This is a genomic window from Alteromonas sp. ABV4_515, assembly GCF_056160345.1.
The window spans coordinates 716,413-730,914 of the sequence record NZ_JBSWWZ010000001.1 but is presented as its reverse complement, the minus strand read 5'-3'; the positions used below and the strand labels follow the sequence as shown (position 1 = coordinate 730,914).

Genomic DNA, 14,502 nt, shown 5'->3' with positions numbered 1-14,502 from the left:
CAGAGAATCCGGGAGAAAACCATGTTTAAACCCACTTTTTTAAGCACAGCCGTGGCTGCATCTTTAATGACGCTCACCCCTGCTGCTATTGCACAGCAAAATGAACAAACAGAAAATAGTGAAGAGGATGCTGTAGAAGTCATTCAGGTCTCCGGTATTCGCGGATCACTGGCAAAAAGCCTAGATATTAAGCGGGAAAAAATTGAAGTAGTCGATTCAATCGTTGCCGAAGATATCGGTAAGTTTCCTGACAACAATGTAATAGAGGCATTACAGCGAGTACCCGGCGTACAGGTAACTAACCGGGATCGGGGTGAAGTAGGTACGTTGTCAATTCGCGGCTTAACCGATATCACTACTACAGTGAACGGGCGACAAATGTATATCTCCACAGGCCGCTTTTATACGATGGCTGATACACCGGCTTCGCTGATTCACCGGGTTGATGTGTACAAAGCGCGCTCGGCAGACAAAGTGCCTAGCGGTATTGCCGGTCAGGTTGATGTAATAACCAACCGCCCCTTCAATTTCGAAGGGAGTAAGTTCGCCTTTGCGGGACGCGGAATATACTCTGATCAGGAAGGTACCGTTGATCCGAACCTGAGTGTGATGCTTAGCAACAACTGGGATACTGATTACGGTAAATTTGGAGCGCTGGTTAATGTAGCTTATGCACGCACAAACTGGCGTGACCAGGGTATTACCGCTGGTGCCGTGTTTCCGTATTTTACCGCAAGTCCTGAAGGAGAGGGACTAGACCGGTTTGGGAATAGTGGTGAGTTCCCTGCTTACGAGCGAATCAATTCGGCTTATTGGGATCCGGGCTTAGAAAACGGGCTGCCGTTTGCCAGTGGCTCTACCCTGAATACCAATGGCTACGAAAATGATTATATCTTGTCCAGAGATGCTATTTTTGCCTCCGATTTATCCGGTAAACGGGAGCGACCTGCGCTGAATCTGTCGTTTCAGTGGGCGCCTGACGATTACTCAAGTTATGTGTTCGAGGTGTTCTATAACGGCTATCGTGAGCGGGTAAGAAACAGTCTGTTTTTTGCCTATCCCGATTCTGCTTATAACGTAAATTTCAATGACGATATTGTCTTTTATGAGGGTACAAATATCGTGAAAGAGCGCACTGTCTATGATGGTGACCCCCGCTATGGTGTATGGGAGACTGACTTTAACAGTACGGACGTTGATGAACGCCAAACAGACACCCTGATGTTTGCTTTCGGTGGAGAATGGTCTCTTACCGAAGAATTCACACTATCTGCAGAAATAGTGTCGCAAAAGAGCGTGTTCACCTCAGACTTTTTTGCGGTTCGACTGTTGCACGATTACTACGCAATGACTGCCGACTTCAACACCGGTGAGGGAATTGCCGGCTTAACCTTCCATGATAACCCTGCGACCGGCGAAATAGATGAATCTGACCTTTACGACCCGCGTTTATATTCGATGGGGCCTGCGTGGGACAATGGTTCTCGCGATGAAGGTACGTCGAATGCGCTGTATGTGGATGCAGAGTGGCTTACTGATTTCGCTGGAATAATGGAGGTAGATTTTGGTTTGCTGTATGAAAAACGAGAGTTAAGTAACGAAAGTCGCGCAGCAAATGTGATCGTTAATCAATATGATATTCCGATGACAGATATGCCAGAAGAATTTCTCGACAGAACCGAAAACTTCTTTGATGGCCGGGCAGAGTTTCCTGATGGCTGGTTGATTGGGAATGTTGACTACATGGTTGATAACGTAGATTACTTTAGGGAGCTTTACGGTTTTACCGATGAAAACGGTCAGCCTGTAGATGATTACTTAACCGGTGGCGCATCGCTGATCTTACGGCCTACATTTGAAGCCGACGAAACTACACTCGATTTATATGTGCAGGCGAAATATGAATACGATGTTCCTGGCGGTTTCCTCGATGGCGCCATCGGGGTGCGTTATACCGATGCCAGCACGCCTTATAGCTTTGTTCGTGTAGACACCGTTAATCAGATTGTTGAGCAGGACAGCGGTGAGAATGAAAGTAGCGAAGTGCTTCCGACATTCCTCGCCCGCTATAATTTTTGGGATGACTACATGCTTCGTTTCTCATACACAGAAACAATGCGTCGTCCGGACTTTGGGTCACTTAACCCTTATACCACGTACACCAAAGGTGTGACTTCAGTTGGTACGGGAACGGCTTCATCAGGCAACCCTGCACTTGCGCCGGTCATCTCAACAAACCTGGATATTTCGCTGGAATACTATTTTGGCGAGGGCAACGCTATTTATGCTACCTGGTTTAAACGTGACATCGACGGCCTTGTGGTAAATTCCCGCTCTGAGGTGTATTACGATTACCCGGACGACACTGATGAAAATGGTGAAGAAATTGGCGAGTTGCTGCATATTCTTACCCAACCGGCTAATTCAGCGAACGGCAGCTTAGAGGGTATGGAGCTTGGCCTGGTCTATTTCCCGGATGATCTGCCTGCATGGCTACAAGGAGCAGGTATTCAGGCTAGCTATACAACATTAGATTCGTCTCAGGATTTGCCAATTTTCGACTTAGAAGATCCGACCAACCCAGATCCTATTGACTATGAAACGGTAGAAATGTTTGGTGTCTCTGACGAATCATTAAGTGTTGTTCTGGCGTACGAAAGGGAAAAATTCAGTACTCGTTTGTCCTACGTATGGCGGGATGCCTTCCGATACGATAACGAAGCGGCTATCTTTGCGAACCCATTGGCGCGCTATCGTGCTCCGGAACAAAGCTTAGATTTCCAGCTTTCGTACAATGTGAACGATAACCTGGTGCTGACATTCGATGCTACCAATCTTACTGACGAGGTATTTCAGGCATATTATCAATATCCTGATATTTATAACTTCTCGAGTGGGATTTACAGTCGCACTTATGCACTGGGAATGAGGTATCAACTTTAATATCAGTTTTTTTCACAGTTTTACTGAAGCCCGGTCAAACCGGGCTTTTTTAATCTGAAATTTTATTACATTTCTTGAACATAGTTTCGTACTCCGGAAGTTCATTTGAATACCATAGTAAGGATACGAGGCCTGCAAAGCATTCATTTTATACGGAATGTACTATTGTAGTATTTAATTGAAGGGGTTCTGCCGAAATACCGGTAAAAATGAAGTAAATTGGCGGATAATCTTTTGAAATAAAGCAACAAGTCAAGCATAAAATTTCCCGAATCTTTGCGATAGATCATCGCTATTACACTGAAAAAAAGCCAAATTTCTTGGTGCATACGCATAATGCAAACCAGATAATCGAATTTAAGCAGTCTAGCGCTGCATGTTTATAATTCGTTAAATTAATCCTGTTGACAGAAAATATATCATACAATAGTATCAAAAGGGGGTAACAAATCTTTAACAGGGAAAATGGTCTGCCAGAACTGCTACCCGACGTGCTGATTGCCTCAGTAATGTGTCTTTTTTTTGGATATCGCGGACCATTTTAGCGACATCTCAACCGGAGTACTTAACTAAATGTTTAACCGAACACACCTTGCCAGTGCTGTTTTATTTGCACTGTCATGCAATGCTGCAATTGCGCAGACAGCACCGTCCAATACATCAAATGATACTGGTAACCAATCTGATGACGTTGAAGTAATTGAAGTTTCAGGTGTTCGGGCCAGTTTAAGTAAAGCGATAAATATCAAAAGAAATAACGTTCAAATTGTCGATGCTATTGTGGCTGAAGATATTGGTAAGTTTCCGGATAACAACGTAGTTGAAGCATTACAGCGTGTAACGGGTGTTCAGGTTACCGACCGTGGCGCTGGGGAAGTCAATACTGTAACGATACGCGGCCTGAACGATGTTACAACGACAGTGAATGGCCGCAACGTGTTTACAGCTTCTGGCCGAATGGTTGCTCTCGCCGATATTCCGGCAGCTTTGTTGCGTAATGTCAGTGTTTATAAAACGCGTTCAGCATCGCAAATAGGTAGCGGTATTGCCGGCCAGATTGATGTAGAAACACAAAGACCGTTTAATTTTGACGATAAAACATTTGTATTTGCAGGTCGTGCTGTTCATCAGGAACAAGCTGACAAAACTGATCCACAAATTAGTATGTTGGCATCTGACCGTTGGGATGTGGGTGATAAAGGGGAATTGGGTGCGTTGTTAAACGTTGCATACACCCGCACTAATTTCAGAGACCAAAGCATCACGGCTGGTGCAATGTTACCTTTCACAACCTCTTCACCTTCAGGTACGATGTTAGGCGGCACAGAATATGGTCCTCTTCAACGTATTTACCCTGCAGAATGTTCGCCTGAATGCTGGTCTCCCGGACTGGATGCCGGACTGTCTTTTGCTCCCGGTTCAACACTTAATCTGAACGGTACTGACGCTGAGTATTATTTGAGCCGCGATGCGATATTTGCATCCGATTTTACCGGCAAGCGTGAACGTCCAGCCGTTAATCTTTCCTTGCAATATGCGCCAAATAGCGATTCCACCTATACGTTCGAAGCGTTTTATAACGGTTATGAACAGGAATCTTTTAACTCGTTATTTTTCCAATTTGTAGACTGGTGGGGTAACGTAGATCCGAATGATCCGGTCACGCTTATCGACGGCACAAACATTATCCAATCCAGATATGTGAATGAGGCTTTTAACTTTACGTCTGGCGACGTGTCGAAAGCAAAGACAGATACTTACCTTTTCGCTCTAGGTGGTGAATGGCAGATTACGGATTTTCTAAAAATCGAGTCTGAGGTCTACTATCAAACATCCGAATATACGACAGAGTTTTTTGCGCTTCGTGGCACAACGGTGCAGCCTCGCGTTTTCATGGACGTTAATGACGGTAGCGGAATCCCATCATTGGAATACCCGGAAACAGATCCTGCAGATGCATCTCTTTACTCTGTCGGTGAGGCTTACGATAACGCTTCGGCGTCAGAAGGTGATGCGATTACTTGGACACTAGACGGTGAGTACCTCCTTGATAGCGACATCTTTACGAAAGTCAGTTTCGGAAGCTTTATCGACCGCAGAACTGCCAAAGAAGGGGCTTACGATTATGTAGGTTCTGCAATAGGCGGGTTGCTCACCGATTATGATGAGAATTTGCAGTACACAAATAGTAACTTCTTTGACGGTAATGCTAACTTTCCTTCATCATGGGTTTCTGCAGATGGTTATTACGCATTCAATAATCGTGAACAGTATCGCGAATTAGCCGAACTGCCGACAAACCCTGAAGTTTTCTATAACTTCGATATTGAGGAAACAACTATTTCTCTTTACGGGCAGGTAGATTTCAATACTGAAATTGCTGGGCGCGTTTTAGACGGACAATTTGGTCTCCGTTATGAAATGAATGATGCAGACATGACCTTCTTTACTGAAGATAGCAGTCTTCCTCCGCAGAGCTTCGCTGAGCGAAGTGATAACACACTCTTGCCAAGCTTAGTACTGCGTTATGAACTGGCTGAAGATGTCATGTTACGTGCTGCGTACACCGAAACAATTCGCCGGCCGGAAATGTCGCAACTTAATTCGTACGTCAGATACTTCCCTGATGTTACTGACATTGGTTATGGCACAGCGACAGGTGGTAATCCGAATCTTAAGCCTGTCGAGTCCACTAATATCGACTTTTCATTAGAGTGGTATTTTGCGCCGGAGAGCTCTCTGTATGCGACTTATTTCACCCGTGACATCGAAGGTTTTGTTTACGATTCTGTCGTTGCACAAGACTATCAGGGACCAACAGATGATGAGCCATACACCTATATTGTTAGCCTGCCGGATAATACTTCAAATGGTAAATTGGATGGTTGGGAGTTCGGAGCAATATACTTCCCGGATTATTTACCAGGTTTATTAGACGGACTGGGTGTTCAGGCGAGTTATACTTTGCTTGATTCCAGCCAGGATATTCCCATTTTTGATCGTGAAACCGGTGAGCTCAATGGGTACAGCAACCAACCAATCTTTGGTGTATCAGATAGTTCTTATTCAGCTGTACTTGTTTACGACAATAGTAAGCTAAGCATGAGGCTGTCATACGTATGGCGGGATGACTTCCTGAATAATTACGAAGCGCGTTTATTTGCTAATCCTTTAGGAGTGTATCGCAAACCTGAACGTTCAATGGACTTTCAGCTGACCTACGATGTAACTGAAAACTTCACTGTGACATTCGACGCAACAAACCTGACCGAAGAGATCTACCAAAGTTACTATCAGTATCCTGATACCCATAATTTTGGCAGCTCCTTATATAGTCGTACGTTCGCATTAGGAGCACGCTTCAAGATTTGATATTGAAGTGCAACAATTTAAATAAGCGACTGTTAGGGGTCGCTTATTTTTTAATAATGATTTGATTTCTCTTTTTTCACGACCCCCATCAACAAAACTTCAAACACTACGTTGTATTCGTTTACATAATCTTAATGAATGGATGCTAGACGCAATATGTTTTGAGCTATCTTTGTAAGCACAAATCAAAATATCGTTTCAAATTGCAATTAACTGCTTGAAAGTTATGTATATTTTCATTTCTCCTGATTTCTTAGCTTATACTAAAGTATTGTTAATGCAATGTTGACTATATTATTATCATACAATACTATCTAGGCTGTTTTTAAATCATTCATCGGCATAAAAACTGCGCCGAAACACACATTTGATAAAGCACCAGACCACTATGCAGGAATATATAGTGAATCGTGCACAGGACATACCCGGAGAATTTCTATGTTTAAGCGTGGCCAACTTGCTTCAGCCGTATTATTCGCACTGACCGCACAGCCTTTGCAGGCACAGGATAATGGTAGTGACAACAGTGACGACGATATTGAAGTTATTGATGTCCGCGGTGTTAAAGCCAGTCTTAATTCCGCCCAGACAATGAAAATGAGTGCCACAAATGTTTCAGACGTTATTGTGGCTCAGGATATCGGGAAACTACCGGATAATAGTGTGGCGGCTGCACTGCAGCGAGTCACGGGTGTACAGGTAGCAAGAACCAACGGCGAGGTTAATCAGGTACTGATACGTGGGTTACCAGATATAGTGACTACCATGAGTGGACGCAATATATTTACTACCACGGGCCGCTCGATCTCACTGGCCGATATTCCAGCAGACTTGGTGTATTCTGTCGACGTTAAAAAATCTATCAGTGCGGCTGATATCGAAGGTGGCATCGCAGGCAGTATTGATATTCAGCTAAGACGCCCTTTCGACTTTGACGATGGCTTCTCAGCAGCGGGGAATCTACGCTATGAATACAGTGATGAAGCAGCTTCGTGGAATCCCGTTGGCAGTGTCACAATTAATAATAATTGGGAAAATGGAAGTGGTAAATTTGGCGCGATGCTGAGTGTTTCACATCAGGATCGTGATTTTCAGGATCAGGTGAATTTCGTTACTGCGCCTTTCATATTGCCAGACTCAGTTGTGAATAATTCTAATTCTGCGCCACTGAATGTGGCCGGAGAACCAGCCATGGCACCTAACGTAATTGGCGGATATTTCCGTTACGGTGACAGAGTCCGGGATTCATTTAATGCTTCTTTCCAATGGGAACCGAACGCAAACAGTTCTTACTATATCGATATATTCGGCGTGAACTATGAGCAGAATAGTCAGCTTAATTTTTGGGTGCCATTACCCAGTTGGGGAGGTTGGGGCAATGGTTATGTTGAGTCGTATAAAGAAGGCTCGAATGTAGCACAGTCGGTAGTGCGTCCGGATGCACCAGGCACAATTACCAGTAATCAGTCTTTCTTCAACGAGTCAGATACCTATCAATTCGCTCTAGGAGGCAAATGGTATTTCGATAATGTGACTATTGAATCCGATCTTGCCTATACCGATACAGAAGCTAATAGCCGTGGATTCATTCTGGATCTGGCCTTCTTTGCAGACACTATTATTTATGATTTTGATAAAAATGGTGCTGGTATTTCAGATGTTCAGATTTTGGATGCCAATGGTCAACCTTACGATATGACTGATTTAAGTCAGTATAACTTATGGACCTACTTCGATTCTCGGGGTCACCAGGAAGGAGATGCTATAGATTGGACGCTTGATGCAAACATCGGATTAGATTCGTGGATTCATTCTGTCGATATGGGATTGAGAGTCAACGAACGCTCGGCATTTAATCAGGAAGCTGATACGGCAGGGCGCGGTAACATTTCGGGCCGAAATATTTCACTAACGGAATTTCCAGGAATGGAGGATTACTCTCCATCCGGTTATATGAGTGACGTAACCAGCTTGAATAATACTCAATGGCTTACTCCCAGCGCTAGTTATATTATGGAAAACCGTGCAGACATTCGCGAAGCAATGGGGTATTCCCGCGAAGAACCAGAATTTCTTCCGGCTCGCTATTATGATAATACCGAAAAAAATTATGCTATTTACGCGCAAGCTAATTTCACTCAAGAATTCAATGACATGATTCTTGATGGGCAGGCCGGCGTCCGAGTTGTTCGTCTAGAATCCGAATTAAACGGTAATAGCATCACAGATGGCGTGGTTTCGCCTGTCACCGTTGATACGAGTGCTACAGAAGTTTTACCTGCGGTAAATATGCGCTTGCAGATGACCGACGAAGTGTATTTGCGTGCAGCTTACGGTAAAACGATTAAACGACCTAACTTCGCAGATCTAAATCCTAGCGCTTCGTACTTCCTGCCTACGGAAACCGGCTCAATTGGATATGGTAATGGCGGTAACCCTGAACTAAGTGCTGTAGAGTCTCAAAACTATGACCTGGCTGCAGAATGGTATTTTGGTGAAGCCAGTTCTCTTACCGGGACAATTTTTTACCGCGACATCGATGGATATGTGAAATACGTTGCCAATGAAGAAGTTGTTGATGGCCGTGATTTTGCTATAACTCGACCTGTCAATTCTGGCGCAGGCTCCCTTGAGGGCGTTGAATTAGCTTATACACAGTTTTTTGAAAACCTTCCGGATATCCTGGACGGTCTCGGCGTACAGTTGAATGCTACGTTCATGGACCATGAAGCCGAAAATGCGGACGGGGTTATGGAGCCATTGCCGAATGTTTCTGACCGCTCATATAACGCAATCTTGATGTATGAGCGTGATGGTCTCAATATGCGTCTGGCTTATAACTGGCGAAGTGAGTGGTATGGAAGCTTTAATGAGGTGGGCGATCAACCAGGAAGTTCAGTGGTACATGACCCTATCAGTTCGCTTGATTTTTCCATTAATTACGACGTTAACGAGAGACTAACAGTAAGCTTCGATGGCACAAACCTTACCGACGATGTTGCAAATGACTATTTTGGCGGTGGTTCTGCGGATGATGCAAGGCTTTATCCGCGCGACACCTACATTCGCGACCGAACGTTTGCGGTGGGTGTCCGCTACAGAATGTGATTTCCCTGTAACTTAAAATGTTAAATCCATGATATTGTAATCTCTACAGCGGGATGATTTACTAAGTAAATCATCCCGTTTTCAATAGTAATGCCCTGATAGAATTCCCGCACTACATAAAAGCAGAATAAAGGTTGTAACTTAATTGGTATGATAATAGTATATTTGTCGTATTAACATTTGATTTGCAATCCGGAAACGCTTAATGACTTCCCAGAAATTATCAAAAATCGAGAAAATCGGTTTCGGTGCAGGCGACATGGCAGTGAATGTTGTTATTTCCTCCATGATGCTCATCATTACCTTCTTCTATACCGATATCTACGGCTTAAAGCCATCAGACATGGCGTTAATGTTTCTCTTAGTGCGCTTTCTGGATGCGGTTAGCGACCCACTTATGGGCACTATTACAGACAAATACACCAGTCGGTGGGGGCGATACCGACCGTATTTTCTGTTTCTTTCCATTCCTTTTGGGATCTCAGTCTTTCTGACATTCAGTACACCGGATGTTGACTACAATGCAAAGCTGGTATGGGCTTATTCCACTTACATTTTTGTGACACTGATGTTTACTGCGGTAACGATTCCCTACATCTCGCTTATTGGTGTGATGACGGCAGATCCTAAAGAAAAGCTATCTGCCAATGGCTACCGATTATTCTTCGCTAAAATTGCTGCTTTCTTGGTTACGATTATTGTGCCAAAACTAGCCGGTGCTGATATGTGGGAAGGGAATCTGGCGGAAGGCTACCGCGTGGCTATGGGGCTAATGGCAGTGCTGGCCGTGATAATGTTTCTATTTTGCTTTTTCACAACAACCGAGCGCCTGGAACACAGCGTTGACGAAAAGCCGTTTAAGGAACAGTTCAGGTTGCTGATGAAGAATGATCAATGGTTAATTCTGTGTGGGGTATGTGTCCTTGGTACTGTTGGTTACGTAGTTCGAGGCTCAGTGGCTATTTTTTATGCCAAATATTACCTTGGTGGTGGCGCTGACATGCAAGCTAATTTCATGGCTACTGGTGTCGTGGCTGCTATTTTGGCGATGATAGCCTCAACCTGGATTACTAAACGCTATTGCAAGGTTAAGTTGTTCCGCTTTAGTCAAATGGCAGTAGGATTACTTAGTGTAGCCATGTACGTCACAGTGGGACAGGGTGATGTAGTGCCTGCTTTTATCTTCTACTTCCTGATCTCCTTCGTTGTAGATCTTCATGCCCCTATATTTTGGTCAGCAATCGCTGAAGCTGTCGATTATGGCCAAAGTAAATCAGGCAAGCGAGTTGCGGGCCTCTCGTTTGGCGGTATTTCATTCTGCCAGAAAGCTGGTATGGGCTTCGCTGGCGCGATGGTCGGCTGGTTGTTGGCATGGTTCGATTATGCTCCTGAGCAAGTGCAAAGCGAGTTTACTCTTACCGGACTGGCATTGATGCTAACCATTATTCCCGGAGTATTTCATTTTCTCGTTGGCTGGCTGATGAATCGCTATCGCATCACTGACGCAGAATATCAGCGTTTGGTATTAACGCTTGACGCAGAATATAAAGCGCCTGGTGAAAGCCACAGTAATAACGAAGAGCACCTTAGCAATAACCAAAACATGACAAGAGGAGTCCAGTCATGATGAATTCAAATACACCGCTGATCCCTCAGCGCGCAGATCCGTTTATTTATAAACATACTGATGGCTATTATTATTTCGTTGCATCGGTACCGTCTTACGAAGGCATTGAGCTGCGCCGTGCTCGCACTTTAGAGGCGTTGGCAGAGGCTGAAACGCGTATGGTGTGGACAAAGCCGGAGACTGGTCCCTACTCAGATCTAATCTGGGCTCCTGAAATTCATTTTAACGATGGCGCATGGTATGTCTATTTTGCTGCCGCCCCAAGTCGTGAAATTAAAGACGATCTGTTTCAGCACCGTATGTATGCTATTTCCTGCCTGGACGATAATGCAGTAACAGGAGAGTGGTCATTTTGTGGACAGATTGACACAGGTATCGATACTTTCTGCCTGGACGCGACAACGTTTTATCATAAAGATCAGCTCTATTACTTGTGGGCGCAAAAAGGCCCAGGCATTAAAGGTAATTCTAATCTCTACATCGCGCCGATGTCTTCACCAACAACAATATCCGGCGAACCTGTTCTGTTGACTAAGCCTGAATTGGAATGGGAAATTCGGGGATTCTGGGTGAACGAAGGTCCTGCAGTTTTGAAAAAGAACGGTAAGATTTTTGTGACCTATTCAGCCAGTGCCACAGATGAAAATTATTGCATGGGTCTCATTTACGCTAATGAGAACGCTGACCTGCTAGATCCGGCGAGCTGGACGAAAGTGCAGGACCCCGTATTCCAGACTGATGAGTCCGTGACTATGTTTGGACCGGGCCATAACAGCTTTACAAAAACAGAAGATGGCGAAGATGTACTGGTCTATCATTGCCGCCAGTATACTGAAATTGAGGGAGACCCATTGTGGAATCCCGATCGCCATACTTTCGTGAAAATGGTGAAGTGGGACGAGAATGGCATGCCGGTGTTTGGGAAGCCAGGACAGCCGTAAGGATGACTATGGCCAATTCATTTTCAGTATTCAGGCGCCCATTAGTGTGCGCCTTCATTTCTGTAGCATTTCTTACAGGATGCGACTCCTCGACGCAAACTTCCTCTGGTCAGCTTACTTCTTCCAAGCAAGCCGTAACGGACAATGTCGGCCATGAGTCATGGCAGCAACAGATGGATTTTGCTATCGCACAAGTGCAGATTACTGATGGGCCGTTTCTTCACGCCCAGCAGACCAACATAAAATATCTGATGGCAATGGATCCCGACCGCTTACTAGCGCCTTATCTCCGTGAGGCCGGCCTTGAGCCCAAAGCTGACAACTACGGCAATTGGGAGAGTTCAGGTTTGGACGGACACATCGGTGGGCATTACCTCTCTGCACTAAGCCTGGCATGGGCGGCTACTGGCTCTCAAGAAATCAAGCAGCGTCTGGACTACATGATCAGTGAACTGTCTCGGGCGCAAGCCGCGACTGGCGGATATCTGGGAGGGATCCCAAACGGTAAGGCAATGTGGGAGGAGATAAAGGCGGGTAAGATTAAAGCCGATTTGTTCAGCCTTAACGAACGCTGGGTGCCGCTTTACAACATTGATAAGATATTTCACGGGCTGCGAGATGTCTATCAGGTAGCCGGCATCGAAAAGGCGAAAACGATGTTGCTTTCGCTGGGTGAATGGATGCTGGAAGTTACCGAAAATCTGACCGACGAACAGATACAGGACATGCTTTATTCAGAGCATGGTGGGTTAAATGAAGTGTTTGCTGATATGGCGCAAATCAGTGATGATCCGCGGTACCTAGAGTTGGCGCGACAGTTTTCTCATCTTTCCGTATTAAAGCCTTTGGAAAGACGCGAAGATAAGCTAACCGGGTTGCACGCGAATACGCAAATTCCAAAAGTAATTGGATTTCTGAAAGTTGCAGAAATTGCAGACAAAGACGCCTGGGAGCAGGCGGCAGCGTTTTTCTGGGCCACCGTTTCTCGAGAGCGTAGTGTCAGTATTGGTGGCAACAGTGTACGAGAACACTTTCACGATAAGTCTGACTTTACTCCCATGATTGAAGATGTTGAAGGCCCTGAAACCTGCAACACCTACAATATGATGAAGTTAAGTAAAATGTTGTACCTTCATACTGGTGAAGAACGCTATCTGGCATTCTATGAGCGCGCTATGTACAACCATATTCTGTCTTCACAGCACCCTGATCATGGTGGCCTGGTGTACTTTACACCAATGCGCCCGGGTCACTATCGCAAGTATTCTTCTGTTCAGGATTCAATGTGGTGCTGTGTAGGATCGGGTATCGAAAACCATAGTAAATATGGTGAGTTGGCATACACTCATAAGGGGGACGAGCTATGGGTGAATCTTTATGTGCCTTCACGATTAAATTGGCAGGAAAAGGGCTGGACCGCTTCTCTTGACACGCTCTTCCCGGACGACAATGCAGTGACTCTTACACTGAATACTGATGGTCGTGCCGCGACGTTTTCCCTGCATCTTCGCAAGCCACGCTGGTTATCTGCAGAGATGCAGATAAATGTTAACGGCATGGTGGCAGATTATAAAGAGCAGAATCAGTTTCTCACTTTAGAGCGCGAATGGCAGGATGGCGATAAAGTTACCTTTTCATTACCTGCAGCACCGTACGTTGAGCAACTTCCAGACAGCCAGGATTATTACTCTCTACTCTACGGGCCAGTAGTAATGGCGACCAAGGTACAGGCATTTGCAAACGAACAACTTAGTTTTGTTGCAGACGACAGTAGGATGGGTCATATAGCTTCAGGTCAGGTGTGCCCGCCAGAAGCGTTACCAGTTATGTTAGGTGACCCGGAAACTTTTCTGGCGGGGCTTGAGCGTAGTGAAGACACGAAACTGGCTTTTATCACCAGAGAAAATGTAGCGATCGCTAATCAGCCTGAATTAGACAACCTAAAATTTATTCCGTTTTTCCGGCTGCATGATAGTCGCTATGAGGTGTATATGCCGCAGTTAAGTAAAGACGGTTTTAAACGCTTTGTCGCGAATGCCAAGGCTGAAGCTACGAAAGCCGAAGCGTTACGCAGAATCACGGTTGACTCTATTAACCCGGGCGAGCAACAGCCGGAAGTTGAGCACAATTTCAGTGGTGAGAAAACACGTGCAGGTGTTAATAATGGTCATCACTGGCGGGATGCCACTGGTTGGTTTGGGTATGATCTTAAGAACCCTCAACAAAAGGCCACTATGCTGCGGCTAACCTATTTTAAAGGTGACGTGGATCGCGAATTTACAGTTTACGTGAACGACAAGGTTTTGGCTGAAATTAGTCTACCGGTAAAGGGGGCCGACAGTGAGTTTTACACAGTAGATTATCCGCTGCCAGACTCATTGCAGAGTAGCGAATTGTTGCGAGTGAAGTTTGTAGCTAATGCTGATTCTGTTGCTGGTGGGCTCTACGGGATACGTTTAGTTTCTGAATAGAATATTATAATATTATACGCCGCGTCTGGCTTGTCAGTCG

The 14,502-nt window shown here is 45.1% G+C and carries 6 protein-coding genes; all 6 read left to right on the top strand.

Annotated elements, in window-relative coordinates:
* Positions 1-21: 21 nt before the first annotated feature.
* Positions 22-2,943, top strand: a complete 2,922-nt coding sequence (locus ACXAGX_RS03070; protein ID WP_474836513.1) for a TonB-dependent receptor — start codon at positions 22-24, stop codon at positions 2,941-2,943.
* A 573-nt stretch (positions 2,944-3,516) separates the two neighbouring features.
* A complete protein-coding gene (locus tag ACXAGX_RS03065; protein ID WP_474818772.1) occupies positions 3,517-6,315 on the top strand; it encodes a TonB-dependent receptor in 2,799 nt (932 codons plus the stop codon).
* A 438-nt stretch (positions 6,316-6,753) separates the two neighbouring features.
* Positions 6,754-9,423, top strand: a complete 2,670-nt coding sequence (locus tag ACXAGX_RS03060) for a TonB-dependent receptor (protein ID WP_474818773.1) — start codon at positions 6,754-6,756, stop codon at positions 9,421-9,423.
* Positions 9,424-9,628: 205 nt separating this feature from the next.
* Entirely contained in the window at positions 9,629-11,050 is a 1,422-nt protein-coding gene (locus ACXAGX_RS03055; protein WP_474818774.1) for an MFS transporter, read from the top strand.
* Complete coding sequence (locus ACXAGX_RS03050) at positions 11,050-11,991, top strand: glycoside hydrolase family 43 protein (RefSeq protein ID WP_474836815.1); 942 nt, start codon at positions 11,050-11,052, stop codon at positions 11,989-11,991. Before ACXAGX_RS03055 ends, ACXAGX_RS03050 begins: the two co-directional genes overlap by 1 nt.
* Positions 11,992-11,999: 8 nt before the next feature.
* A complete protein-coding gene (locus ACXAGX_RS03045) occupies positions 12,000-14,462 on the top strand; it encodes a beta-L-arabinofuranosidase domain-containing protein (RefSeq protein ID WP_474836511.1) in 2,463 nt (820 codons plus the stop codon).
* The last annotated feature ends 40 nt before the right edge of the window (positions 14,463-14,502 follow it).

Excerpts from the sequence above, each read along its gene's own strand:
- ACXAGX_RS03055 (WP_474818774.1), top strand. The coding sequence starts at position 9,629 with ATGACTTCCCAGAAATTATCAAAAATCGAGAAAATCGGTTTCGGTGCA.
- ACXAGX_RS03050 (WP_474836815.1), top strand. The coding sequence starts at position 11,050 with ATGAATTCAAATACACCGCTGATCCCTCAGCGCGCAGATCCGTTTATT.
- ACXAGX_RS03065 (WP_474818772.1), top strand. The coding sequence starts at position 3,517 with ATGTTTAACCGAACACACCTTGCCAGTGCTGTTTTATTTGCACTGTCA.
- ACXAGX_RS03060 (WP_474818773.1), top strand. The coding sequence starts at position 6,754 with ATGTTTAAGCGTGGCCAACTTGCTTCAGCCGTATTATTCGCACTGACC.
- ACXAGX_RS03070 (WP_474836513.1), top strand. The coding sequence starts at position 22 with ATGTTTAAACCCACTTTTTTAAGCACAGCCGTGGCTGCATCTTTAATG.
- ACXAGX_RS03045 (WP_474836511.1), top strand. The coding sequence starts at position 12,000 with ATGGCCAATTCATTTTCAGTATTCAGGCGCCCATTAGTGTGCGCCTTC.